Annotated in this window: 23 protein-coding genes; 4 read left to right on the top strand and 19 right to left on the bottom strand. The window is 43.6% G+C overall.

Features of this window, described 5'->3' with window-relative positions; translation table 11 throughout:
* Positions 1 to 2: 2 nt before the first annotated feature.
* The 4 genes from pgeF to hpt are packed head-to-tail and all read right to left on the bottom strand — an operon-like array spanning position 3 to position 3,145.
* Positions 3 to 812 carry a peptidoglycan editing factor PgeF gene (pgeF, locus tag TY03_RS06480; protein WP_042368379.1) on the bottom strand — a complete coding sequence of 270 codons (810 nt, stop codon included), beginning with the start codon at positions 810 to 812 and terminating at the stop codon, positions 3 to 5.
* Entirely contained in the window at positions 809 to 1,969 is a 1,161-nt protein-coding gene (gene obgE / locus TY03_RS06485) for a GTPase ObgE (protein ID WP_042368381.1), read from the bottom strand. Before obgE ends, pgeF begins: the two co-directional genes overlap by 4 nt.
* Before the next feature lie 15 nt (positions 1,970 to 1,984).
* Positions 1,985 to 2,548: an adenylate kinase gene (locus TY03_RS06490; protein WP_042368383.1), complete on the bottom strand. Its 564-nt coding sequence runs from the start codon at positions 2,546 to 2,548 to the stop codon at positions 1,985 to 1,987.
* Between the two features lie 60 nt (positions 2,549 to 2,608).
* Positions 2,609 to 3,145 (bottom strand): hypoxanthine phosphoribosyltransferase, encoded by a 537-nt coding sequence (gene hpt, locus TY03_RS06495; RefSeq protein ID WP_042368385.1) that lies wholly within the window; start codon positions 3,143 to 3,145, stop codon positions 2,609 to 2,611.
* Positions 3,146 to 3,344: 199 nt separating this feature from the next.
* Here hpt and TY03_RS06500 point away from each other — a divergent pair, with 199 nt between their 5' ends.
* Complete coding sequence (locus TY03_RS06500; protein WP_042368386.1) at positions 3,345 to 4,856, top strand: bifunctional ADP-dependent NAD(P)H-hydrate dehydratase/NAD(P)H-hydrate epimerase; 1,512 nt, start codon at positions 3,345 to 3,347, stop codon at positions 4,854 to 4,856.
* Positions 4,857 to 4,930: 74 nt separating this feature from the next.
* Complete coding sequence (locus TY03_RS06505; protein WP_042368387.1) at positions 4,931 to 5,989, top strand: DUF4831 family protein; 1,059 nt, start codon at positions 4,931 to 4,933, stop codon at positions 5,987 to 5,989.
* A 30-nt stretch (positions 5,990 to 6,019) separates the two neighbouring features.
* Here the strand turns inward: TY03_RS06505 and TY03_RS06510 are convergent, their stop codons facing one another.
* From TY03_RS06510 to TY03_RS06580, 15 genes are all read right to left on the bottom strand, one after another.
* Positions 6,020 to 6,361: a PqqD family peptide modification chaperone gene (locus TY03_RS06510; protein WP_042368389.1), complete on the bottom strand. Its 342-nt coding sequence runs from the start codon at positions 6,359 to 6,361 to the stop codon at positions 6,020 to 6,022.
* Positions 6,362 to 6,375: 14 nt separating this feature from the next.
* Positions 6,376 to 7,767 (bottom strand): MFS transporter, encoded by a 1,392-nt coding sequence (locus TY03_RS06515; protein ID WP_148335591.1) that lies wholly within the window; start codon positions 7,765 to 7,767, stop codon positions 6,376 to 6,378.
* A 100-nt stretch (positions 7,768 to 7,867) separates the two neighbouring features.
* Entirely contained in the window at positions 7,868 to 8,224 is a 357-nt protein-coding gene (gene secG, locus TY03_RS06520) for a preprotein translocase subunit SecG (protein WP_042368391.1), read from the bottom strand.
* Between the two features lie 4 nt (positions 8,225 to 8,228).
* Positions 8,229 to 9,023: a hypothetical protein gene (locus TY03_RS06525; RefSeq protein WP_042368393.1), complete on the bottom strand. Its 795-nt coding sequence runs from the start codon at positions 9,021 to 9,023 to the stop codon at positions 8,229 to 8,231.
* Positions 9,020 to 9,544, bottom strand: a complete 525-nt coding sequence (lptE, locus tag TY03_RS06530) for an LPS assembly lipoprotein LptE (protein ID WP_042368396.1) — start codon at positions 9,542 to 9,544, stop codon at positions 9,020 to 9,022. The genes TY03_RS06525 and lptE overlap by 4 nt, the downstream gene beginning before the upstream one ends.
* Positions 9,531 to 10,775 (bottom strand): sigma-54 interaction domain-containing protein, encoded by a 1,245-nt coding sequence (locus TY03_RS06535; protein WP_042368397.1) that lies wholly within the window; start codon positions 10,773 to 10,775, stop codon positions 9,531 to 9,533. Before TY03_RS06535 ends, lptE begins: the two co-directional genes overlap by 14 nt.
* Positions 10,776 to 10,851: 76 nt before the next feature.
* Positions 10,852 to 11,946 (bottom strand): 4-hydroxythreonine-4-phosphate dehydrogenase PdxA, encoded by a 1,095-nt coding sequence (gene pdxA / locus TY03_RS06540; RefSeq protein WP_042368400.1) that lies wholly within the window; start codon positions 11,944 to 11,946, stop codon positions 10,852 to 10,854.
* A gap of 9 nt (positions 11,947 to 11,955) precedes the next feature.
* Positions 11,956 to 12,996 carry a DUF4837 family protein gene (locus TY03_RS06545; RefSeq protein ID WP_042368401.1) on the bottom strand — a complete coding sequence of 347 codons (1,041 nt, stop codon included), beginning with the start codon at positions 12,994 to 12,996 and terminating at the stop codon, positions 11,956 to 11,958.
* Positions 12,997 to 13,069: 73 nt separating this feature from the next.
* The gene (gene rlmN, locus TY03_RS06550) at positions 13,070 to 14,104 is read right to left on the bottom strand and encodes a 23S rRNA (adenine(2503)-C(2))-methyltransferase RlmN (protein WP_042368403.1); all 1,035 of its coding nucleotides are present in this window, start codon (positions 14,102 to 14,104) and stop codon (positions 13,070 to 13,072) included.
* 144 nt (positions 14,105 to 14,248) lie between these two features.
* A complete protein-coding gene (locus TY03_RS06555) occupies positions 14,249 to 16,387 on the bottom strand; it encodes a peptidylprolyl isomerase (RefSeq protein ID WP_042368405.1) in 2,139 nt (712 codons plus the stop codon).
* Between the two features lie 120 nt (positions 16,388 to 16,507).
* The gene (locus TY03_RS06560) at positions 16,508 to 17,764 is read right to left on the bottom strand and encodes a hemolysin family protein (protein ID WP_042368406.1); all 1,257 of its coding nucleotides are present in this window, start codon (positions 17,762 to 17,764) and stop codon (positions 16,508 to 16,510) included.
* A 2-nt stretch (positions 17,765 to 17,766) separates the two neighbouring features.
* Positions 17,767 to 18,384: an LPS export ABC transporter periplasmic protein LptC gene (gene lptC, locus TY03_RS06565; RefSeq protein ID WP_042369234.1), complete on the bottom strand. Its 618-nt coding sequence runs from the start codon at positions 18,382 to 18,384 to the stop codon at positions 17,767 to 17,769.
* Positions 18,385 to 18,389: 5 nt separating this feature from the next.
* A complete protein-coding gene (locus tag TY03_RS06570) occupies positions 18,390 to 19,703 on the bottom strand; it encodes a hypothetical protein (RefSeq protein WP_042369237.1) in 1,314 nt (437 codons plus the stop codon).
* 34 nt (positions 19,704 to 19,737) lie between these two features.
* Positions 19,738 to 20,985 (bottom strand): membrane protein, encoded by a 1,248-nt coding sequence (locus tag TY03_RS06575; protein WP_042368408.1) that lies wholly within the window; start codon positions 20,983 to 20,985, stop codon positions 19,738 to 19,740.
* Complete coding sequence (locus TY03_RS06580; RefSeq protein ID WP_042368410.1) at positions 20,972 to 21,703, bottom strand: type III pantothenate kinase; 732 nt, start codon at positions 21,701 to 21,703, stop codon at positions 20,972 to 20,974. Before TY03_RS06580 ends, TY03_RS06575 begins: the two co-directional genes overlap by 14 nt.
* Positions 21,704 to 22,053: 350 nt before the next feature.
* Between TY03_RS06580 and lnb the strand changes: the two genes are divergently transcribed.
* Entirely contained in the window at positions 22,054 to 23,286 is a 1,233-nt protein-coding gene (gene lnb, locus TY03_RS06585) for a lipoprotein N-acyltransferase Lnb (RefSeq protein WP_081713058.1), read from the top strand.
* On the top strand, positions 23,283 to 24,857 hold the full coding sequence (locus TY03_RS06590; RefSeq protein ID WP_042368414.1) for an alkaline phosphatase family protein: 1,575 nt from the start codon (positions 23,283 to 23,285) through the stop codon (positions 24,855 to 24,857). The genes lnb and TY03_RS06590 overlap by 4 nt, the downstream gene beginning before the upstream one ends.
* The last annotated feature ends 30 nt before the right edge of the window (positions 24,858 to 24,887 follow it).

Consider the following 24,887-nt stretch of genomic DNA (forward strand, 5'->3'; position numbering starts at 1 on the left):
GGCTAATGAATCATGATTCCCGACAGGATGCGACCGGACTGAATGCCCAACCTTCGCGCCGAGAAGAATTGTTCGTGATGAATATAGGTGCAGATACCTGCCGTTTCTATCTGCGGGGCAGGAACACCAAAGTCGAGCAATGCCAAGCGGTTCGCTTCCCACAGGTCGATGTGCGGCTTTCCGGTTTGAGCATTGCGCAGAGAGAGGGTCTGCATATTGAATCCGTTGCGGAGAAAGGTATCGTACACCTCCTCGCCTACTTCGAACGATGCCGGTGAAATACCGGGACCGATACACGCCCACACATCTGCTCCCTGCGTACCGAAGTGTATTTGCATCTGCTCGAGGGTATGGGCAACGATGCGGTTCACCGTTCCGCGCCAGCCGGCATGTATGGCGGCAATGACTTGCCTGCGTTTGTCGTAGAGCAAAAGGGGAATACAGTCGGCCGTTGAGATGCAAAGGCAGTAGCCGGGCAAACGGGTCACCACAGCATCGACTCCATGCAGGAGAGCTTTCCGGGTAGTTGCGTCGGCAGCCTGAAAGGCCTCATCGATGATGCGCACCTCTGTACCGTGGGTTTGCCGGGGGATGATGAACTCGCGCGGTGCTTGCGGCAACGCCTCGATCAGCCGTTGACGGTTGTGCTCCACAGTGGCAGGATCGTCGCCACAATAGGGCGAGCAGTTGAAGGTACCGTAAGCACCCTCTCCACATCCACCCATACGGGTGGTGACAAAATGAGAAATGTTGGCGCACGAGCCGAACGACTCGTATGCCAACATCCTGTTATCTACTGTAAGTGGAATCATTTTTCGTCGAAATCCTCTTCTTCGTATTCGTATTCAAAGTCATCGTCATCATCGTCGTTGCCGGTTTCGAAGATAATCTCTCCGTCCTCGCCCATTTCTCTAAGCTCCTGTTTGAGGTAGCTTACATCCTTGGGACGATGTACAATGCTTTCGATCTTATTGCTCTCTTTGTTCAGCTCCTCCCAAAGCATATCTTTCAACGTCGGGATACCCAAACCGGTAATGGAAGAGATGAACACATGGGGCACGCCATCGGGCAGCGTGGGTTCAATTTCATCCATCAACTCCTGATCGAGCATATCGCATTTGGTGATCGCCAATACGCGCTGCTTGTCGAGCATCTCTGGGTTAAAGGTAGCCAGCTCGTTGAGCAGAATATCGTACTCCTTGCGGATGTCGTCGCTATCGGCAGGCACCATGAACAGCAACAAAGAGTTACGTTCGATATGACGCAAGAAACGAAGTCCGAGCCCTTTGCCCTCGCTTGCGCCCTCGATAATACCGGGGATATCGGCCATTACGAACGATTTCCCGTCGCGATAGGACACAATGCCCAAGTTGGGTTCGAGTGTAGTAAAGGGGTAGTCTGCGATTTTGGGTTTGGCAGCCGACACAGCCGAGAGCAAGGTAGACTTGCCCGCATTGGGGAAACCTACGAGTCCGACATCGGCCAGCAGCTTCAGCTCCATGATCACCGTCATCTCCTGCATCGGTTCGCCCGGTTGGGCAAAGCGTGGAGCCTGACGGGTCGCTGTTTTGAAGTGCGTATTGCCTTGTCCGCCGCGACCGCCCTTGAGCAGCATAACCTCTTGTCCGTCTTCGGTAACGTCGCAAATGTATTCACCTGTTTCGGCGTTATAGACAACGGTTCCGCAGGGAACTTCGATGATTTTATCCGCGCCGTCTTTACCAAAGCTACGAGCCTTACCGCCCGACTCTCCGTGACCGGCCATGGCATGGCGGTCGAACTTCAAGTGAAGCAGTGTCCAGTAGTTACGGTTACCGCGCAAAATGATATGGCCTCCTCTTCCGCCATCGCCCCCATCAGGGCCGCCATTAGCAACATATTTCTCGCGCCTCATGTGCGTAGAGCCTCTTCCGCCCTTTCCGGAGCGACAGTATATCTTTACGTAGTCAACAAAATTCGATTCAGCCATAATTCATTCATTTAATTAACCAATTGCCTTGCAAATGTCGGCAAAGATACCGTCCATCGTGCCCAGCCCCTGGATATGCTTATACTTTCCTTCGCCTTTGTAGAACTCCTTCAAAGGTGAAGTTTGTGTGTTATATACTACCAAACGTTTTTTGATGGTCTCTTCGTTGTCATCGGCACGACCGGACTCTTGTCCGCGCTTGATGAGGCGAGTCATCAACTCTTCCTCGGGCACATCAAGATCGAGCATTACAGAGATGTCCTGTCCGCGCTCCTTCAACATTACCTTCAACGCCTCAGCTTGTGGAATAGTTCTGGGGAAACCATCAAAAATAACTCCCTTGCTGTCTTGAAAGCTATCGAAAACGCTTGCCAAGATGTCGATCATCAATGAATCGGGGATCAATTGTCCCTGATCGATGTATCCTTTGGCTGTTTTACCTAATTCCGTGTTGTTCTTGATCTCAGCACGAAGTACATCTCCTGTCGAGATGTGATTAATACCATACTTTTCTACAATACGTTCGCTTTGTGTCCCTTTTCCTGAACCGGGAGCACCAAAAATTACAATGTTCAACATCTTTTCTATTATAATTTAACTAGTTACTTCTTACCCGCGAGGGTAGCTTATATTTTATGTTTAATCTACTACAGTATAAATATCGGGATAGTTGCGGCCAAAGCCATCATAATCCAATCCGTAACCGACAATGAAATCGTTGGGAATTTCCATCGCTACGTACTTAATATCCAATTTTACTTTCAGCTTCTCGGGTTTAACCAGCAACGAGGCAATGTGAATGGTTTCGGGGCCGCGAGTACCCAAGGTCTCAAGCAAACGTTGCATGGTGAGTCCTGTGTCGACGATATCTTCGATGATAACGATGGTGCGTCCCACAATCTCTTCATTGATGCCGATGACCTCCTTTATGGCTCCGGTCGATGAAATACCTTGGTAAGATGCCAACTTCACAAAGGATAATTCGCAAGGGATGGTAATGTGTTTCATCAAGTCGGAAGTGAACATAAACGAACCGTTCAATACACTGAGGAACAGTGGGTTTTTATCGGCCAAATCCCGATTGATTTCGTTCGCAACGCGAATCACTTGTGTGAGTATTTCTTGTTCTCTGATGGAAACAGAAAACTGTTTATCTTTTATCTGAATGGTATCCATAACCGATGTTTTTAAAAAAGTTGGATGCAAAAATACGACTTTTATTCCACTCTTTCACCCCATCTGCTCTATTTTTCTGAAAACAGTTATTGATATTTGGCAAAAACCAACGACTATGTGTGGCAAATAAAGGGAGAATAAAGAGATATCTGAACCATTATTTGTAATTTTGCAGAAAATTGAATAATACAAAGTTGACATGAAGATATTTTCTGGTAACAGCATCAAAAAGTTAGATGCATATACGATCGAACACGAACCCATCAGCTCGTTCGACTTGATGGAGCGGGCAGCACAAGCACTCACAGAGGCTATTTGCGAAGGTTGGGAAAAGGAAACACCCATCACCGTCTTTGCCGGACCGGGCAATAACGGTGGAGACGCACTCGCTGTAGCTCGTATGATGGCGGAGCGGGAATACAACGTAGAGGTTTATCTGTTCAATCCCAAAGGCGACCTGTCTGCCGACTGCAAAGCCAATAAAGAGTTGTTGGAGATCATGGATGAGGTAGTGTTTCATGAAATCAGCACTCAGTTTGTTCCTCCTGCGCTAACTGTCGACCATTTGGTTATCGACGGTCTGTTCGGCTCGGGACTCAACAAACCGTTGAGCGGTGGTTTTGCAGCAGTAGTTAAGTTCATCAACGCATCGGCTGCCACGGTGGTATCTATCGATATCCCTTCGGGACTGATGACCGAGGATAACACGTTTAACATAAAAGCACACATTATCAAAGCAGACGTCACGTTCAGCCTGCAATTTCCCAAACTGGCTTTTCTCTTTGCCGAGAATGCAGAGTATGTAGGCCAATGGCATTTGCTCGATATTCAACTCAACGAAGAAGGCATCGAAGAGATAGCTACCAGCTACGAAATGCTGGAAGGCGAAAAGGTGAAAACACTCATCCTTCCGCGCAAGAAGTTTGCCCACAAAGGAGACTTCGGTCATGCTTTACTGATAGCCGGTTCGCAAGGCATGGCAGGTGCATCGGTATTGGCAGCCAAGGCTTGCCTTCGCTCCGGCGTAGGACTGCTGACTGTACATGCTCCTTTTGTAAACAATAACATTCTGCAAACAGCCGTACCCGAAGCTATCGTTGAGGTAGACAGACACGAATTCTATTTTACGCATGCCACCGAAACAGACAATTACATGGCTATCGGTATCGGCCCCGGCTTAGGCAAAGAAACAGAAACCGAAGCAGCTTTGCTGGAACAGCTCACCCGGTGCCAAGCTCCTTTGGTAGTCGATGCCGATGCACTGAACATACTCGCCAACCATCGTCATGCATTGAATCATTTACCCAAAGGCTCGATCCTAACACCTCACCCCAAAGAGCTGGAGCGCCTCGTTGGCAAATGTCAGGATTCGTATGATCGCCTTCAGAAAGCCTGCGAGCTGGCACGTACAGCCAGAGTACACATTATATTAAAGGGAGCCTATTCGGCCATTATTACCCCGACAGGCAAATGTTTCTTCAACCCCACCGGAAACCCGGGTATGGCCACAGGAGGTAGTGGAGATGTATTGACAGGTGTCTTATTAGCCTTGTTAGCGCAAGGATACAGTGATGAACATGCCGCATTGATCGGTACTTACGTGCATGGACTGGCAGGAGATTTTGCCAGAAAGAAACAAGGCATGATCGGCCTCACGGCAAGCGATATTATCGAATCTTTGCCCATGGCTTGGCGCTTGGTAAGCGAATAAAGGTTAAGAGGGTATGAACTCTCGAATAAGTTTATTACTTTTGTTAGTCGAAACCACTTATTAAAGAACAGAATATGAAGAAATTAATGATATTAACAGGGTTACTGATGATTACATCGGTAGCTTCTGCGCAAACAGAGGTTCTAACCGGAGTCACTCGTGGTAAAGATTTCGGGGTGACGTATGCACTTCCAAAGACTCAGATTGAAGTGGAAGTAAAAGCCAATAAAGTAAACTATACACCGGGTGAGTTCAGTAAATATGCAGATCGCTATCTGCGACTGAATAATGTATCGGCCGACCCGGAAGAGTACTGGGAGTTGGTGAGCGTCAAAGCCAAATCGGTAGGTGTGCCCGATAGCGAGAATGTTTACTTCGTTAAAATGAAAGATAGAACCGTGGCACCGCTTATTGAATTGACGGAAGACGGGATTATTAAATCCATCAACATGCCGCTCGGTCCTAAAAAAGCAACCCCGGCACCTACCCCTATAGTGGCTAAAAAGAAAGTAAATGCACGCGACTTTCTCACAGAAGAGATCTTAATGGCAAACTCCTCGGCAAAGATGGCCGAACTGATTGCCAAAGAAATTTATAACATCCGCGAAAGTAAAAATGCATTGGTACGCGGACAGGCGGAAAATATGCCCAAAGACGGCGAGCAACTAAAGCTAATGCTCAATAGCCTCGACGAGCAAGAGACTGCCATGACGGAGATGTTCTCGGGCGTCAAAAACAAAGAAGAGAAAATATTCACGATCCGGATAGACCCTGCCAAAGAACTGACAGACGAAGTTGCTTTTCGTTTCTCAAAAAAGTTGGGCGTAGTTGCCAACAACGATCTGGCAGGTGTGCCGGTCTACATTAGTTTAAAAGATGTAAAGACTCTGAACGTGCCGCAAGAAGATGGAAAGAAGAAAGTAGAAGGCATTGCTTACAATGTACCCGGCAAAGCATTGGTTACATTAACAGAAGGAAAAACAAAATTATTTGAAGACGAACTTCCGGTTACTCAGTTCGGAACAATAGAGTATTTAGCTCCGGCACTATTCAATAAAAAAGCAACAACCAAGGTTAGCTTCAATCCCGTTACCGGTGGATTAATCAAGGTAGACAGAGAAGAGGAGAATTAAAAACACCCGATCACCGTTAGCTAAATCTAATTAGCAACCCACCGCAAATTGGATAAAATGATCTTTCTGTAGCTGATACATATACGTAATAATACGAGACTCGTAGTTGACTTCTTCCGGGAAGTGGGCTACGAGTTTTTCTATAATCTCCCGTACCGTACGTTTGCCATCGATCAGCTCCCAAATAGCTGTCCCATGCTTCTCGAGCTTTACATGGATATCGGCAGACATCCCTTTGGGCAATAAAAAGCGACGCATCCATGCATACTTAAACCGAGGAAAGGCGATGACTATGCAATCGCCTTCCTTCTCGGTTGTAATATGTGCACTGCGGAAAGGTATAACATCCAATAAATTGGTCTTTTCTTTCATGACAGTTTGCTTAATCAGTCTTTGATATTGGGTTGTTCAAGACCGTAGTGGTGTTTCTTATCTTCGGCTTTGAGCCAGATACCTAATAAAAAGGCCAGAATACCTAAGCTGGCAAACACCAACATAGACAGGGTATAATCGTAACGGCCATCGGTTACATCGGGATTGGCCCAAACCAATACCTTACCGATGATGTTGGGGAATGCAAACAAACCAATATTCTGAATCCAGAAGATAACAGAATAAGCTGAACCCAAATAACGCTCTTCGACCAATTTCGGAACAGACGGCCACAAAGCAGCCGGTACCAGTGAAAAGGATACGCCCAATACAATAATGGCAGCATAGGCTACCACCAAACTAGCCGTATTATTTCCCATCGGATAGATAGCAAACACCATGTGGCAAGCAAATACCAAAACAGAGCCCAGTATCAACATCGAAGCTCCCTTGCCCCTCTTATCGAGGAACCAACCCAGCAACGGTGTAAGCACCATTGCACCAATAGGGAACCAAGAGAACAGAGCCGAAGCATCGCTGGTAGGCATTCCTAAACGGTTTTCGAGCATGCTGGTTGCAAACTTCTGAAAGGGGAATATAGCCGAATAATACAATACGCACAAGAATGCCACAATTAAAAATGGCTTGCTGGTGAATAAGATACCCAAATCGCTGATTTTAAAGGGTTCTTCTTCCTCTTGATTGGCTTCGCCACCCAGTTGCTTATCGAGTTTTTTATCCATTAAAGAGTAAACAATAAAAGACAATAAACCGATGCATAGCAAACCTGCACAAATAGCTACAGGGCGTACAATATCCTCGGAGCCCAATGAAGCGAAGTAAGGCGATAAACGAAACACAGCAAAGACTCCCAAACGCGCAATAGCCATCTCGAGCCCCATAGCCAAAGCCATCTCTTTGCCACGAAACCATTTAACGATCGATTTAGATACGGTGATACCTGCCATTTCGACGCCACAACCAAAAATAGCAAAACCAATAGATGCCAACTTAGCAGTAGGAGGAAACGATACCCAGAAAGAGTCCAGAAAGTCGTAAATGATATTGCCCGGACCAAAGAAAGAGCTGATGGCATAGAGCTTAATACCACCACCTATCACCATAATCGCTCCCGAAAGAATTCCGGTAAAACGAACTCCCAGCTTATCCAGAATAATACCTGCAAAGATTAAGAAAAAGGCAAATACATTCAGGAAGTACTCAGAGCTGGCAAATGTACCATAGGTATCAGCCGTCCAGCCGCGCTGTGTTTCGAGCATGGTTTGAAGAGGGGATAGCACGTCTACAAACATATACGCAAAAAACATCATCGATGCAATCAGAATCAGCGCAGTCCATCTCAAAAAGGCTGACTCTCTCATAGTTTTGTTTATCATATAAAATATAGTTATAAAAGTTCGTGTTAAACAACTATGGCTGCAAACCTTTGTTACAAAGAGTTGCAGCCATAGCCTTTATACTATTCCAGTAAATAGAAGTAGCATATTAATTCGCAGCAGAATCAGTTGCAGCAGGAGCTGTTTCAGCAGCCGGTGCAGCTGTACCCGAAGGCATGTTGTAGGGGTTAGTTGCTTCTTCTTGTTGAGCTTGCTCCATAATGACATCTTGTGTTTTAGAAGCAGTAGGAACCACATAAGCGGCAGCAATGCTCATCACGACCATAAATATAGCCAGTCCCCAAGTTGTCTTTTCTAAGAAGTCAGTAGTTTTGCGCACACCCATAATTGCATTCGATGATGAAAATCCCGATGAAAGACCTCCTCCTTTAGAGTTCTGAATCAATACGATGAAACACATCAATATGGCTGCAATAACCATTAAGACAATTAATAATACGTACATTTTATTATTTTGATTTAGCGTTAATAATCAATTTCTCCAAAAATCTTATTTGGTCTGCAAAGTAACCATTTTTTTTTGGATATTTCAAACTTAATTTTTTAATAATTTCAAGAGCTTTGGAATATCGTTGCTGTTTGACGTATATTTTAGCTAAAGTTTCTGTAAAACAGCTATCATCTTCATCTTCTTCTAGATGGACAACATCCGATGATGACTCTTCGACAGTTGCTTCATGGATGGTTACAGATGGCAGTTCCTCCGTTTCGACCGATTTCATTCGCATAGAAACCAATTCATTGTCGCTTTTTTCTATGAAGCCGTCGATCAGTTCCTGTCCGCGTAGTTTCGGAGAGGGTGTCGTTTCGTCCGACTCATCTACTTCATCACTCTGTAAAAGATATGACGTGTAATCGGTCGTATAATCCAGACTGATTTGTTGTGATAGTTCTTCGGGAACAGTGGCCAGAAAAGCGTCAATCAAAGAAAGTGTCCGATCAAAGCCCGGCTCCTCCTCTTTCTCTTCTATAAAAGCAGGTTTCGCACCGTGCGGCACTTGCAATGAATGCTTATCTCCTTCGATAAGATAGAACAGAGCTCTACGGTCGGCTACGTACAGTGTAGTTTTTCGTAGTTCGGATCCGAAGGTAATGTCGTGAAGCAAAAAGAGATTTTTCAGATAAAGCAGACGAGCCGATTGAAAATAGGGATAACGGGTAACGCATGTACGTAGTTCGTACAAAGTTTCCTTATTGAGCGTCTCAGGGTGCTGAATCCATTGTTGAAGGTTAGCAGAAGTCATTCCCAGTTTGCCACAGTTGCGTTAAAAATTTGATCGGCAATCTCTTTAGACATTTCGGCGATATAAGTGTCCTGCACAGCAGATAGTAGCTGCGTAGAGGGGTAAACACGAAAAGCAGAGAACTGTTGTTCAAAGTCTTCTTCATGGTTGGTATTGTTTACAAAACGCACGTTAACTGTTAGGGTTAACTTCGTTTCGGAAGCATATCCATCTCCCTGTACCGATTGGTTATATTGGCTGTATCCGGTTATTTCTCCGTCTATTTCCAAATCGGCATTACCTTTAACAAGTTGCAAGCGGGTTTGCCGCACAAAGATATCTTTCAAATCTTCATTAAACCGAGTAGCCAGGGGGGCATATACATATTCCGATTTAATAGGGAAGTTCTCGATCGAAATGGTTTTCACCTTATCATAATTAATCGATGCCCCATTAAACTTATAAGAAACAGTACAGGCAATGATCACTACCGGCAAAACTGCCAATAGGCCTACACGTATTATTTTTTTAATCCAATCCATATTCTTTTATTTTTCTGTATAGGGTACGTTCCGATATATTCAGATCTTTAGCCGCACTCTTTCGCTTCCCGTGATGCTTCTCAAGTGCTTTACGTATCATCTCTTTTTCGAGATCATCGAGCGATAGTGACTCTTCCACATACTCCTCAGTATCCTGTATATCGTCGTCGACCGGAGAAGGTGCTTTCACCGCATGAATAATAGTAGGCACAACCGATGAGGTAGATGCCGGTCCAACCACCGGTGTCACATTACCATAATAATTGGCAGGAGGCGAAGCAGGTACTCCCTTTTTTTCGGCCATTAAGTTGTGAACCATCTTCTTCAGTTCAGCTACTTCCTGACGCATATCAAAAAGCACCGAATAGAGTATTTCGCGTTCACTCTCAAAGCTCTTCCGTTCCTTGGAGCCAAACATCAAAGCAGGCAAACGCTGCGTGTTCTGCTCGGGGATATAGGTTTGAAGAATGGCTGCATTAATCTCTCTGTTGGTCTCAATGATCGATATTTGCTCTGTGATATTTTTAAGTTGGCGCACATTGCCCGGCCAGGAATAAGCCAGTAATACTCGCTTCGCATCTTCGGTCAGTTGAATAGAAGGCATACGGTACTTCTCGGCAAAGTCCGATGCAAATTTTCTGAACAGCAGCAAAACATCCTCGCCACGCTCACGCAAAGCCGGTATCTGTATGGGTACTGTATTGAGACGGTAATACAAATCCTCGCGGAAACGTCCTTCGGCGATAGCCTGCATCAGATTAACGTTCGTAGCAGCCACAATACGTACATCTGTTTTCTGCACCTTCGATGAGCCTACTTTGATAAACTCTCCGCTTTCAAGCACACGCAACAGACGCGCTTGTGTGGGCAAAGGCAACTCTCCTACCTCATCTAAAAAGATAGTTCCTTTATCGGCCTCTCCAAAGTAACCTTTACGTTCGCCTATGGCTCCGGTAAATGCACCCTTTTCATGACCGAATAGTTCCGAGTCAATCGTTCCTTCCGGAATAGCTCCGCAGTTCACAGCAATGTACTGTCCATGCTTGCGGCGACTATATTGATGGATAATCTGGGGAAAACTCTCTTTTCCAACTCCACTCTCTCCGGTTATTAGCACAGACAAGTCGGTAGGTGCCACCTGAATAGCTACATCAATGGCACGAGATAAGGTTTCGGTATTACCGATAATACCGAACCTTAGTTTTACTTGTTGAATTTCCGCTTTTGTCATGATCGTACTAAATCTATGACAAAATTACAAAAAGCTTTCAATAGCACAAGCTAAATGAGAAGAATTTTCCCAGACATTATGCGTCCTCAACCGTATCTAGCTTAAGTTTATCGCTATCGTCACGCTTTTCGTAGTACTGTTTTCTCAACGGGTTGGCATGAGCCGCCTTTTCGAAAAGACGATTACGATAAACATCGATTGCCACATAAACAGCCTGACGGAAAGAGTCCTCACAGGCTGCTCCTGTTCCCGCAATATCATAGGCTGTTCCATGAGCCGGAGAGGTACGTATAACCGGAAGACCGGCTGTATAATTCACACCTTCATCCATTGCCAATGCTTTAAAAGGTGCCAAGCCCTGATCATGATACATAGCCAACACACCATCAAAGTGCATATAGTTGCCTGCTCCCATGAAACCATCGGCGGGATACGGTCCGTAGCACAATACTCCCTGTGCCGTCATCTCTTCGATAGCCGGTACAATGATTGTCTGTTCCTCTTTACCCAACAGTCCTTCGTCTCCCGCATGAGGATTCAATGCCAGTACAGCAATACGAGGAGCACCAATTCCAAAATCAAACTTCAACGAACGGTTGAAAATCGCCAATTTTTCTTTGATAAGTTCCTTGGTTATGGAAGAAGCAATTTCGCTTACAGGAATATGCCCGGTTACCAAAGCCACTCTAAAATCATCTTTCATCAGAATCATGAGCGATTTGGAACCATTGCCCAGTTTTTCTTCAATATATTCCGTATGACCCGGAAATGAAAATCCTTCGGACTGGATGGTGTGTTTATTGATCGGTGCCGTAACAATCACGTCGATCAGCCCCGCTTTGTACTCTTCAATGGCTCTTTCCAAAGCACCTAGAGCAGCTTTTCCTGCCTCCGGATCGGCTTTGGCAAACTCCACTTTCACCTCATCGTCGGTACAATTAACCACACTCAGCTTATCGTCACCTGCCTCCGAGGCAGAGTTCACAATACTAAAGTTAGTGGGTAAATCGAGTGATTTACGGTGATAAGCTGCCACCTTTGGCGAACCATAGATAATGGGGGTGCACAGTTCGAACATCACAGGATCCGAAAAGGTTTTCAATATAACCTCATACCCAACCCCATTGATATCTCCCTGAGTGATACCAATCCTTATTTTGCTATTTTCCATATTGGTTATTTATTTTTTATCTGCTTCCTTGGTTACGCCAAGCGGAATCTCTGTTTGCGCCTTCTCATTGGGCAATTTCAATGTGTACAGCGATGCCTCCATCATGCGTATCAAGTTGCGTTTCATTTTATCGGGCGAATATACAAAAACTTCGGCAGTAATGATACGATTGTTCGCTTTATCCAAGCGTGTATGCGAAACAAACGGACCTCCCATGAAATCATTCTTCATACGCCATAGTCCGCGAGCCTCGAGTGTATAATCACCTTGCACATTAATCGGACGCACATCCGTACGCAACGAGTCGGTCATCATATACATACCTTCTTTTGAACCGGGAATATTGGCTTTCATTACCGAATCGCGTTTATGCACAAAGTATTCTTTCGTAAATGTATCTTTATCGGTATAAGGATATGAGTAGATCACCATATTCTGGTCGGCAGTAGCCGTATTGGTACCTGCCCAGAAGAAATTTTCGCCTTCTTTAGCATTCGTCAATTCGGCTGGTACCCATATATCCGAATCAAATATACTATTGACTTTCGTAGACACATAATCATTGTGCTTCTTTTCCAATTGGCTGATTTGACGATTCATTTCGGCACGGGTAAAGAAATCGATGATGGTCTGCTTATTATCGGTTACAAATTTCTCAAATTCGGCATCGTTGGGTGCTTGAATGGTAAGAATAAGTTGTGGAGCAGCATACACATCTCTGGCATACTTAAAGGTAGCTTTGGTATAGATATCCTGCACATCGACAATGATAATATTACGAATCAATTTAAGCGTAGTGTCATAGTTGCGCGGATCGGTATACATGATACGAAAAGAGCGTTCTGACTGAGGCAGTCCGGGTACATCGGTATCCAGTACATCAAATAAGGCTCTTCCGGCAGGAGCTTCCCATAACTGGGGGTTAACAACCACAAGAATTTCATACGCACGACCACTGGAAGTGGGAGTAAATACACCTTTCTTCCCACCACAAGAAGAAACCATCATTGCTACAAGAGCCATACTAAGGTATAACAAGTACTTTTTCATACTGATCGTTTTTAAGTTTTTACAAAACTACGAATACTTCGTATATATTTAGTTGCAGACAGATTAATTTATGTTAATCTTTTTCTCCGTCTTCTTTCTTTGCCGTCGACAGCATTCCGCAAGCAGCAAAAATATCTTCGCCACGCGAAGCACGAATCGTCGAGAACAACCCATGCGAAGTCAAATAATCACGGAAGGTTGTCATCGTCTCCATATCGGCTCCCTCTAGTTGAACTCCGGGAATGGCATGAAAACGAATTAAGTTCATGCGACAATCTAATCCACGCAATAACTTGACTAGCTCCTTGGCATAAATCAATGAATCGTTGACTCCTTTGAAAACAATATATTCAAATGAAAGTCGGCGCTGTTTACTAAAATCATAGTTTTTTAACAACTCTACCATATCTGCAGCAGAGAAGCCTCTTTCGGCCGGCATCAAATCGGCCCGTTGAGAGGATATCGGAGAATGCAGGCTAATGGCTAAGTGACAATCGCTCTCTTCCAGAAAACGCTCCAATCCTTTGCGCAGTCCGGATGTAGACAGGGTGATACGCTTCGGACTCCAGCCATAGCCATAAGAAGAGGTAAGTACTTCTAGTGTTTTCAGAACTTCTTCGGTATTATCGAGTGGTTCGCCCATCCCCATAAATACCACATTGGTCAACGTATCCCGTTCGGGCAAAGAGCTGATCTGATTCAATATCTGATTGGCTGTGAGGTTGGCCGTAAATCCTTGTTTGCCCGTCATACAGAATTTGCAGTTCATCTTACAACCTACCTGAGAAGAGACACAAAGTGTTGCCCTGTCGTCATCAGGTATGTAAACAGCTTCTACAAACTGATTCTCGCCCGTGCGATAGAGGTACTTTACCGTACCGTCAACCGAGCGCATGGCTTCAACCGGTCCGGCTCCTCCCACTTCATACTCCTCTTTCAACAATTCGCGGTGCTTTAACGACAAATTAGTCATTTCATCAATGGAAGCAACTTTCTTTTCGTATAACCATGACGCGATTTGTTTGGCGGCAAAAGTAGGCATACCTATGTTTTTTACTACTTTTTGCAGCTCTGCAAGAGTCATTCCTAAGAGAGGATATTTGGTCATTATCATGAGTTTCAATATTTATCTTATGCAAATGTAGCGAAATTAAGTTGATTTAAGAACAGACAATAAGCAAAACTTAACACAAAAAGGCTGTTTCCGCTATGGAAACAGCCTTTTTAATATAAGGTATTCGGATTCCGGTTCTTAGAAGAACAGGTAACGAGTATCTTTCACTTCTGCTTTCAAATACAAATCGTTCATCAAGCGACTGGCAAAACGAGCGTGCATAGCTTGCAACGTTGTTTCTTCTGCTTTTGCATCAAACGTTTCGTTCAACTTATCTTTTGCATACATCTGCAACACAAATACACCGGCATTACCCTTGATTGGGGCACTTAGCTTGTTCATTTCGGCAACCGATGCATAAGCACCTACCAATGGTTCGCTGCTACGCAAAGCAGCTACATAAGCAGGAGCAGCAAAAGTAACGTGCTTCAATGAGTCGCTTACTGCACTTGCCATCGATTTGTATTGATCGATTGTTGTTGCATTGGCAGCTTTCATGTCTGCCATGATCTTTTCGGCCTTTTTGTCTCTGATGATCTCAGCTTTCAACTGATCTTGCACCAAAGCCAAGGGGCGATAACCTTCTTCAACGATACCAGCCAAACCTACTACAACCATTCTATCGCTTTCGCCACATTCGTACAATCCCGAAACATCGTTTTTCTTGGCACCAAATGCCCATCTCAATGCTTCTTTGGTACCTTTGATACCACCGATAGTATGTTCGTAGTTATTCAAGTCGTTTCTTTCAAGCAGTTTATAACCTGCTTCTTCGGCATTGGCTACCATTTTATCCAATGTAGGGTTGGCAGCGATAAACTGGCTGAATTCGTTGTAAGCCTTGCTATAAGTATCCTTGCTGAATTCAACAGGACGTTTGATTACAGCCACTTTATATTTATCTTTCGTTCCTTTTTTGTTGGTTACCTGAAGAATAACATTGGCTTGTCCTAAAGAAACGCTCGACAATTCGTTTACACCCATGTTGGTAAGAGCCGCAATAAACTTCACGTTATCGCCTTCCAATTGAGCATTTTCATAGTTGGCAGAAGAGATCCAGTTCGGAGTTCCTGCCTGACCGTACTTCTTAGCCAGTTCGGCAAAGTCAGCTCCACCCTTGATAGCAGTCAGGATACTATCTGTCAACGCTTTGGTTTTATCCAGATCAGCAGCAGCTACTTGAATCTGACGGAACTCAATAGAGTCGGCAGCAGCAGTCTTGGCCAATACTTTAAACGAGTTGATAGAGTTGTCTGTAGCGTTATAGTAAGGACCATAAACTTCTCCGAGAGCAGCAGAGTCCATACGGGCAACAACATCAGCCGGGAAAGCCGTTTTGCTATAATACAGATCAACATAAGGATATTCTGAACCGGTAGTACGAATAAACGAAGTATAGTCGGCAGGTGTACCAGCCAATTGCTCTGTATATTCGGTCACTTCTTTTTGAATTTCTGCTTTATCCTCTGGACTTGCAGTTACCTGAACATCGATGTATTTGATGTTACGAGTTTCTACATATTGCTTGAATTGCTCTTTTTTCTTGTTATAAAGGTCTTTCAATTCAGACTCTTTCACTGTAATCGTAGAGTCAACAATTGAAGAGTAAGGAACAGCTGCCATCAACAGATCCATCTGATTTACTCTTGCCTCAAAAGCATCTTTCGCCTCGATTGGGTTAGAGAACAGCGCTTTTGATACCAAAGCCTGATATTTCTCTGCCAAACGGCTTTGAATCAAACTTTTTTGAATAAAAGACCAGAATTTGTGCATAGACTCATAGTATTCTGCATACTGGGCCGGCATTGTCTTCTTGTCCATCTTCGAGTATTCCACCAAAAACTTCTTCAACATATCTTTATCAAAAGCACCCGTCTGTGGGTTGCGGAACGGAGTTTGTTGCAAAAGCGGATTCACACCTGCATCAATAATCGCTTGGATTTCGGCTTTCGAAACAGTGATACCCAATTTCTTTGCTTCCTTCTCAAGTAGTTTGTTGTTCACATAGGTGCGCCATACTTCGTCTTTCACCTGATTGGTTTGATCGTCGTTCAACGAATTCATTCCATTGGAGAATTTGATTACTTCCGTATACTCTTCCACCAATGCCTGATAATCTTGAGCCGAAAGCTCATCTCCGTCTACTTCACCGACTTTTTGTGATTGATGAGGTTGGAGTACTTTCCAAGCATCACCAGCGATGAAGGCAAACAACGCCAAGCCAATAACGATCACCAATAAAGGTCCCTTCGTTCTAATCTTCTGTAATGTTGCCATTTTAATTAATACAATTTATTTGTTTATTATTATTTTCGTTCAAGTTGTTTTAGCGCACGAAGATACAAAAAATGCTAATATGCATCTATTTATTAGCGAAAAAAATACGTGTATATATTATTATTCGATCACTTTGAGCCGAACAAGCTCTATTTTGGTGGCTGTGACCTTAATAATCTTAAACTGATAGTTACCCACAGTAATCAATTCGTGCAATTTAGGGAAGCTTTGATATTGGTGCAAAATCAGTCCGCCTACTGTCAGATAATCGTCGGATTCGGGAAGTTCCAGACCAAATGTTTCGTTTACCTTTTCAATTTCCAAACGCCCGGACAGTACGTATTCGCCCGGAGCTATCTCTTTACAAATATAAGACGTATTGTCGTGTTCGTCCTCAATATCTCCAAAAATTTCTTCAACCAGATCTTCCAACGAAACAATACCTGCCGTTCCTCCAAACTCATCAACGACTACGGCAATCGTTTTTTTCTGCTGCATAAATAACTTCATCAGCTTATGGGCAGCCATTGTTTCGGGAACAATCGGTACCTCCTTGACACTATCTCGCCAATCCTTGAGGTTGCGAAACATCTCGGAAGAGTGAATATAGCCTATAATATTATCGATATTCCCCTCGTATACAATCATTTTCGAGATGCCCGACTCGACAAAACGGCTTTTGAGCTCTTCGACCGAAGCAGTTAGGTCTACTGCAACAACCTCGGTGCGAGGTACAATACAGTCACGAATTTTAATTGTCGAAAAGTCTAAGGCATTCTGAAAAATTTTCACTTCCGCATCAAGTTCCTCTTTGCTGTCTGCATTGTCGATACTCGACTGCACAAAGTAATCCAAATCAATCTTTGTAAAGGCCTTTGCCGAATCATCTTTGGTCACTTTCAAACCAAACAAACGAAGAAATAAATAAGAAATGCCGGAAGAAAATTTAGAAATGGGATACAAAACAACATAACAGAAAAACAGAGGGATGGCACAGACCTTAAGCACCAGGTTGGGGTTAATTTTAAAAAGCGTTTTAGGCAGAAACTCTCCGGTAACAAGGATGAGAAGAGTAGAAATCAAGGTTTGCAGCAAAACCATTACAAAATGGTTTGTAATAAATCCGGCCAGTAGATTGTCGCCAATAATTTGAGCCATCAGGATACCATAAATAACCAAGGCAATATTATTTCCAACGAGCATCGTAGAAATAAAATTATTCGGATTCTTAAAGAACAGAGTAAGAACGCGTGATGAGACACCTCTTTTCCGATCCAGTTCAAAGCGAAGCTTATCTACTGAAACGAAAGCAATCTCCATTCCCGAGAAAAAGGCCGAGAAGGCCATAGTCATTAAAAGGTAAACAATAATGCTCATAGTTATTTCACAGAATCAGTTTTCGTACTATCGGCCTGCTCGTCTACATAAAAAATTCCTTCCATATTATGAATAACGTAGTTGGTCATCTGCTGGTTCGAATCAAACCCATGTCCGGTAATGATTCGATCGGGTTGTTCAATGCGGATAAACTTATCGGAATATACCTTTTGAGTGGCCTGATTCCAGTAGAGCAGTTCAGTATTAAACCGTTCACCTTTCAAGTTTTTAATATCGACATGACCTATTAGTTTCCACAGTTTTTCCCGATCGTAATAATAAGCCGTATCGGCCTTTATACTGGCATCGACGTTCAGCAAAGAGTCGAATTGTTCCAGATAAATTCCTTTTTCAAAGGCCCAATACGAAGGTATCTTCTTATCGTACATCAGCCACTCATCGGTATTGACACGATAACGGGTAACACCCGAATCGGATATCAAGGTTGTTACCTTATAGGTAGCCATAACGGGCAATGAATCGCGATTATTAATAGCCGCCCCCATCACCTTCTTCCTTCCTCCGCAAGAAGAAAATAAAAGAAGCATAACAACTACCCCAAAGATAGTTGTTATGCTTAAGCTTTTACGTGATAAGTATTTACTTCGTTTTCGAAACATATATATTATCTGATCGTTGTAGTCTCTCCGATCCATCCACCAATCGTAATACGATCGCCGGATTTGTAACCAAGCATGAAGAGGTCTTGCGCTTGCGGCGTATAGCGTGAGTAAGTACCAATCAATTTATTTGCTTCATCGGCTACACTTGGATCAACTGATTTTGCACGTTGCAATTTATCAATAACAGCGAAATATGTACATTTATTCAATGCATTCTCATCGCTCCAGTTAGGGCTTGTTGCGTATAAGTTGGCAATCAAGATATAAGGTGCACCGTAGTTCTCCTTATAGTTAATCGCTTTCTGTGCATACGTTCTTGCTTGAGACAATTTCTTGGCAGAGGCAAGTACGGCAGCGGCAGCATACGCTTTTTCAGCCTTCTTTGCATTGTCTGTTTCAAGGTTGATCGACTCATCAAAGAACTTCACAGCACCATCAATATCACCTTTCTTAAATGCTTGATAAGCACAACCTGCTGCAGCTTCTGTAGTCGGTTCTATTTTATAAGCATAATAAGCAGCTTGCAGATAAGCTTCGCTTTCGGTGCAGTTCATCATTTTCATGATGTCGATTACTTTTTTCAAATAAGCTAAATCTTTTTGGTTAGCCTCCACCTTAGGTGCATAGATACCTTGAAGTGAAGCACAATCGGCAGCACCGCTATTGATAAACAGAGCAACCAAGTTCTCTTTCACACCGTGGTATGATTTTTTAGTGCTTTCTTTTGTTGTTGCAGCAATGGCCTCATCAGCCCATTGGCTTGCATTTAAATAATCCTGAATGAACTGCTCTTTGTGATTAGGATCATTAGCTAGTTTTTTAGCAGACTGATCCAAGAAGTAGAACAGAACAGGAGCCAAGGTTTCGCCCTTATCGGCATCGACAGAGGTAGACAACCATCCGTAGGCTACATTGGTATCAGCTTTTGGAGCAAATTGAATATAATCCATTGCCTTCAGTCCCAATGTTCTCTCGGCAGGACGTACCTTTACCGTCTTCTGAAGCTCGGGAGTGTATTTGATTAATTGGTCGTAAACTCCCATCAACTCATTAAAATACTTTTCATACTCAGGCTTGCCCTTGTAAGTCTCCAAAAATGAGTGAAGAATATCAATACCATCCGAGTAGGTATAGTATCTAAGTGTGGGACATTTTTCCATTACGGCTTTCCAAGGTAAATAAGCATCCTTAAAATTACCAGCCTTTACCGCTTCATGAGATATACTACTATTTGAGTTGCAGTCATCACTCTGAGCCGCTACTGTAGTTGAGCCAGCTGCAAGAAACAACATGGCTACAAGCGTTTTCATCTTCATTGTATCTATATTTTTTTTAGTTGTATAATTTCCCTTAATCGACTCTACGCTTAAAGAACCAACGCTCATTGAACGTAAGCCCAACGCTTAGTCTGACAATATTCTCGCTGACTGCAGCCGGCACCAATCCTTCTACTCGTACAAACTGAGCAGTGACACTGATAATGGAACGCGATCTTGGAACGGGCAAACCAAAACCAGCTGTCACTCCGTACTCGCGAGACGCTCTTTCATTAGAACCTTGCAATTTATAATAAGGAGTTGTATAATAACCTCCTAAACGATATTTGATGTGCGACAAATAAGTTTTCCCCAATAAGTTAGGCAAATACTCTGCACCTACCGAGATTCTGGTTCTATCGCAAAAAGCATGTGACTGATTCATATAAGAAACATCGCCCCACTTTTGCAAGCTGTAATCAAAGCCAACCGTAAGCCGCTTATCGTAATTGTAGGTCATACCAAAGCCAAAGCTATTCGGAATTCCGGCCGTTACGGCAGTATCTCTTTTCACCACGCTACTTGAAGTTGTCTGTATATAGGTATCGTTGCTCAAATTCTGTTCCGGCGAGAAAACAACACCCAGAGTCACACTGTGTTTTTTCCCAAAATCCTGTGTGTATTGAGCACCAAAGTCTATTTTATAGTCATGCACAGCCATATGCGTCAGCTCTGAAAACGAATAAGCTGCACTGCTCGACGGATAATAAATGGCTGCCGTACGATTTATTTCTCCCCAAAAGTAAGAAACATTGGCACCGACCGACAGGTTTTTAAAAGGCTTAACAGCCAGACCGACATAGACTTGATGCAGTCCTCCGTCTCCTGTGAAAGCTTTCGTATTATCAGGTTGAGTTTCATTGGCAACAGTACTTTGCGACAAGCTATACCCTACATTTGAATAAGGCAGCAAACCAATACTCATTCCCATCCACTTTTGCAGACGAAACTGCATAGCCAGATAATCGAAACTGGAGTTTTTAGCATTCAACTTGATTCCATTCAAATTCATATTTGCATTTTGCAATGAAAAACCTCCTTCAAACAGAAAGGTCAACGAATCAATTGCCGTATAAGAAGCGGGATTTAACGGGTTTATTTGTGAGCCATCTCGTAATCCATAAGCAATACCTCCCATCGCTTTACTATTTCCGAAACTCGGATCAACCAAATCACCATAACCGTATCGTGTATAAGGAGAGTTTGTATTATTTTGAGCGACTGCCACTCCTGCAAAAACCGTGAGCAATAGCGCACAAATTGTGTGTTTAAATCCTACCATTATTATAGTTTAAAATTCTATTTAATCCTTTCAACACTAAAAATCTATCTGCAAAGATGATACTTTTTATGTTCGTATCAAAAGAAAAATCATCTCCGCCCGTTAAAAAAACCAAAAGTTCAGGATATTTATGTTTCATAGCCTCAATATAACCTGAAATTTCATATTCCATCCCTTTCACCACTCCGGCACGAATAGCCGTTTCCGTATCTTTACCAATGGACAACAGCCTACCTTCACGCGCAATCAACGGCAAACGCCCGGTAAACTGATTAAGCGCCTTAAAACGCATCTGCAACCCCGGCGAGATATTTCCACCTTGATACTGCCCTTTTGCATCGATAAACTCGTAGGTAATACAAGTTCCCGCATCAATAATCAGTATATTTTTGTCAGGAAATTGCTCGTAAGCACCTATAGCCGCTGCAATTCGATCCCCCCCTAGCGTATCGGGTGTTTCGTACAAATTAATTACCGGAAGCTTCGTTTGGCTATTTAACCAAAGCAACGGAACATCCAAACTATTTAACTGATTGATAATTGATTCGTTCAGATCAATAACCGTAGCCACAATCGCTTTATCAACGGGATACTTACTACAAAGCTCCCGAAGGCTATTCAACGACTGATTCGAATCATAAACGACGTCCACCATTGTAGCACCATCAAATAGTGCCATTTTGGCCACCGTATTCCCTATATCAATAATTAAATTCACTGTTTTTTCTATACGTTTGGCTGCAAAGATAGATATATTTTTTTATTAGCTACGACCATAGACCTAATTATTATAAAATAGAATCATTGCATCCTTTTTGAGCACCGAACAACCTCGTTCCAAACAACCTGTTTGAAAACAGCGATCAAGGTGTTATACTGTATAGATAAACAAGTTCATCGATATCATTCATTGCAATCGGTAGAAGAAACCACCTTGCACACACCATAACACACTGATAATCAACAGATATAAAAGTACGTATTTAACAGTATATTAAATACGTACTTTTATATCGCAAAAATACGTACTTTTGTAGCCTAAAAGTACGTACTGTTACCAGCAATATTATGCATATCGTTAAAATTATACTAATAACACTGTTTCTCGCAAGCACCCACACGCTTCGAGCAGCACAAGAAGAGGAGACACCACAAGCACCCGTTGACTCCATCCGGCTCAGCTTACTAACCTGTGCACCGGGAGAAGAAATATACTCTTTGTTCGGTCACACAGCCATTCGCTATGAAAATCCGGCGCGCGGCATCGATGCCGTATTTAACTATGGCATGTTTAGCTTCAACACCCCCAATTTCATACTACGATTTGCCTTGGGACAAACAGATTACGAGCTGGGAGTTAGTAACTACGAGCGGTTTGCGAGCGAATACTCCTACTATGGGCGAAGCGTTTGGCAACAAAACCTAAACCTCACACCACAAGAAAAACAGAAACTAGTTGCTTTGCTCGAAGCCAATTACCAGCCTCAAAACCGCGTTTATCGATACAACTTCTTTTACGACAACTGTGCTACGCGCCCGCGCGATATAATAGAGGAGAGCGTTGCCGGAAAAGTTATTTACGCAGCAGACCCGGCAGATGCAAACCAAACCCGTTCCTTTCGCGATATCGTACATCAGTACACCCAAGGACATCCCTGGGCACAGTTTGGCATCGATCTTTGCATTGGCAGCGAAGCCGATCGTCCAATTGATGACCGGCAGACGATGTTCGCACCTTTTTATCTTATGAATTTCTTTTCGACAGCACACATTGCAGAAAACAGCCGGAGCCGCTCGCTGATAACCGATACCGAGAAAATAGTAGATTGTGAGAAATGGCTGGCAACACAAGAAAGTGAAATAGAAAAAGAGCCGTACCTCCCTACCCCACTGCAAGTGGCGCTTGCCTTATTTATGTTGACCGCAGGTGCTACTATTTACGGACTAAAAAAGAAAAAAGGGCTGTGGGGTATCGACCTCGTTTTATTCGGCACGGCAGGTATTGCCGGATGCATTCTTGCCTTTTTGGCACTCTTTTCCGAGCATCCTGCTGTCAGCTCAAATTACCTATTGCTGGTTTTTCATCCAGGACAGCTATTTTGCCTCCCGTTTATCATTCATGCCGTTCGAAAAAAGAAAAGATCGTGGTATCATCTATTTAATTTCATCGTTTTAACTTTTTTTATATTGCTTTTTCCGCTAATCCCGCAAAGATTTGACTTAGCTGTCGTACCTTTGGCACTCTGTTTGCTGATACGTTCAGCAAGCAACTTGATTTTGACATATAAGCATAAAAAATGAAAGGACTACTAACTTCCCTGATTACCGTACTAACCTTCACCGGTCTACAAGCTCAGCCGTTGCCTGCTACACCTAAGCTGGTGATAGGGTTGACGATTGACCAGTTACGTACAGACTATCTGGAAGCTTTCTCTTCATTATATGCCGATAAAGGATTCAAGCGGCTCTGGAGAGACGGACGTGTATTTCGCAATGCCGAATATACGTTCAATACAATAGATAGAGCCTCGGCCATGGCAGCCATCTACACAGGAACCACCCCTTCGATGAATGGGATCGTGGGCAACCAATGGCTCGACATCAAAACATTACGCCCGGTAGAATGCGTTGACGACCCCAACTTCATGGGCAATTACACCGAAGAGAATAGTTCGCCTTCACAGCTACTAACCTCTACCATCGCCGATGAGTTAAGAATAGCCACCCGCAGTCAGGGATTGGTATATGCCATTGCCCCTTTTCGCGAGGCTGCCATTATAGCAGCCGGACATGCAGGCAACGGTGCGTACTGGCTCAATCCCAATACGGGAAAATGGTGTAGTACGACCTATTATACGGAATTCCCTTGGTGGGTAAGCCAATATAATGACCGTCAGGCTATTGATTTTCGAATCAAAGACTTGACATGGACACCGGTTCATCCGGTTGAGAGGTACAGTTTTCTTCCCGAGTGGAGAAGCGATGCGTTCAAGTACAATATGGACGATAACCGGAGAAATAAATATCGCCGCTTCATCACCAGCCCGTTTGTAAATGACGAAGTCAATGCACTAACCAAAGAGTTGTTAGAAAAAACAGCAATTGGCAAAGATGGCGTGACTGACATGCTTTCGCTCACTTACTATGCCGGTAATTACGACCATAAAACCTCGCAAGAGTGTGCCATGGAACTTATGGACACTTACGTTCGTCTGGATCAAAGTATCGCTACACTACTCGATCTGGTTGATAAAAAAGTAGGCTTGCAAAACGTTTTGTTCTTCATCACCTCGACCGGATACGTAGACGGCGACGGAGCCGATCAAGGGCTTTATCGCATTCCGGGTGGAGAGTTTCATATGAAACGTTGCGCTGCGTTGCTCAATATGTTCCTGACTGCCACTTATGGCGAAGGTCAATACGTAGAGGCATACCACGACCTCCAGATCTATCTGAATCACAAATTAATTGAGCAGAAACAACTGAATTTAAAAGAGATACAAGACAAATCGGCCGACTTTTTAATTCAGTTTAGCGGTGTGAACGAAGTCTATTCGGCCAATCGTTTGCTGTTGGGTGCATGGACTCCCGAAATTCACCTGATACGTAACGGATTCCACCGCAAACGTTCGGGCGATTTATTAATTGATGTGTTGCCGGGTTGGACAATCATCAATGAAAGCACATCGACCAATCAGATTGTGCGCAATGCACATATCCCCGCTCCACTTATTTTTCTGGGAAGCTCGGTCAAACCTGCCGTGATAGAAACACCGGTAACCATTGATCGCCTTGCTCCTACCCTGACTCACGTCATGAGAATACGGGCACCCAATGCCTGCACCTCTACTCCGCTTACCGACATCCGGTAAGGTTCAAATCAATTCGTAAATAATAAATAA

Origin of the sequence: Bacteroides neonati, assembly GCF_000499785.1 — a bacterium.
Classification (GTDB): Bacteria; Bacteroidota; Bacteroidia; order Bacteroidales; family Bacteroidaceae; genus Bacteroides; species Bacteroides neonati.

Bases quoted from the DNA above. Each gene is read 5' to 3' on its own strand.
- pgeF (WP_042368379.1), bottom strand. From the start codon at position 812: ATGATTCCACTTACAGTAGATAACAGGATGTTGGCATACGAGTCGTTC.
- obgE (WP_042368381.1), bottom strand. From the start codon at position 1,969: ATGGCTGAATCGAATTTTGTTGACTACGTAAAGATATACTGTCGCTCC.
- TY03_RS06490 (WP_042368383.1), bottom strand. From the start codon at position 2,548: ATGTTGAACATTGTAATTTTTGGTGCTCCCGGTTCAGGAAAAGGGACA.
- hpt (WP_042368385.1), bottom strand. From the start codon at position 3,145: ATGGATACCATTCAGATAAAAGATAAACAGTTTTCTGTTTCCATCAGA.
- TY03_RS06500 (WP_042368386.1), top strand. From the start codon at position 3,345: ATGAAGATATTTTCTGGTAACAGCATCAAAAAGTTAGATGCATATACG.
- TY03_RS06505 (WP_042368387.1), top strand. From the start codon at position 4,931: ATGAAGAAATTAATGATATTAACAGGGTTACTGATGATTACATCGGTA.
- TY03_RS06510 (WP_042368389.1), bottom strand. From the start codon at position 6,361: ATGAAAGAAAAGACCAATTTATTGGATGTTATACCTTTCCGCAGTGCA.
- secG (WP_042368391.1), bottom strand. From the start codon at position 8,224: ATGTACGTATTATTAATTGTCTTAATGGTTATTGCAGCCATATTGATG.
- TY03_RS06525 (WP_042368393.1), bottom strand. From the start codon at position 9,023: ATGACTTCTGCTAACCTTCAACAATGGATTCAGCACCCTGAGACGCTC.
- lptE (WP_042368396.1), bottom strand. From the start codon at position 9,544: ATGGATTGGATTAAAAAAATAATACGTGTAGGCCTATTGGCAGTTTTG.
- TY03_RS06535 (WP_042368397.1), bottom strand. From the start codon at position 10,775: ATGACAAAAGCGGAAATTCAACAAGTAAAACTAAGGTTCGGTATTATC.
- pdxA (WP_042368400.1), bottom strand. From the start codon at position 11,946: ATGGAAAATAGCAAAATAAGGATTGGTATCACTCAGGGAGATATCAAT.
- TY03_RS06545 (WP_042368401.1), bottom strand. From the start codon at position 12,996: ATGAAAAAGTACTTGTTATACCTTAGTATGGCTCTTGTAGCAATGATG.
- rlmN (WP_042368403.1), bottom strand. From the start codon at position 14,104: ATGACCAAATATCCTCTCTTAGGAATGACTCTTGCAGAGCTGCAAAAA.
- TY03_RS06555 (WP_042368405.1), bottom strand. From the start codon at position 16,387: ATGGCAACATTACAGAAGATTAGAACGAAGGGACCTTTATTGGTGATC.
- TY03_RS06560 (WP_042368406.1), bottom strand. From the start codon at position 17,764: ATGAGCATTATTGTTTACCTTTTAATGACTATGGCCTTCTCGGCCTTT.
- lptC (WP_042369234.1), bottom strand. From the start codon at position 18,384: ATGTTTCGAAAACGAAGTAAATACTTATCACGTAAAAGCTTAAGCATA.
- TY03_RS06570 (WP_042369237.1), bottom strand. From the start codon at position 19,703: ATGAAGATGAAAACGCTTGTAGCCATGTTGTTTCTTGCAGCTGGCTCA.
- TY03_RS06575 (WP_042368408.1), bottom strand. From the start codon at position 20,985: ATGGTAGGATTTAAACACACAATTTGTGCGCTATTGCTCACGGTTTTT.
- lnb (WP_081713058.1), top strand. From the start codon at position 22,054: ATGCATATCGTTAAAATTATACTAATAACACTGTTTCTCGCAAGCACC.
- TY03_RS06590 (WP_042368414.1), top strand. From the start codon at position 23,283: ATGAAAGGACTACTAACTTCCCTGATTACCGTACTAACCTTCACCGGT.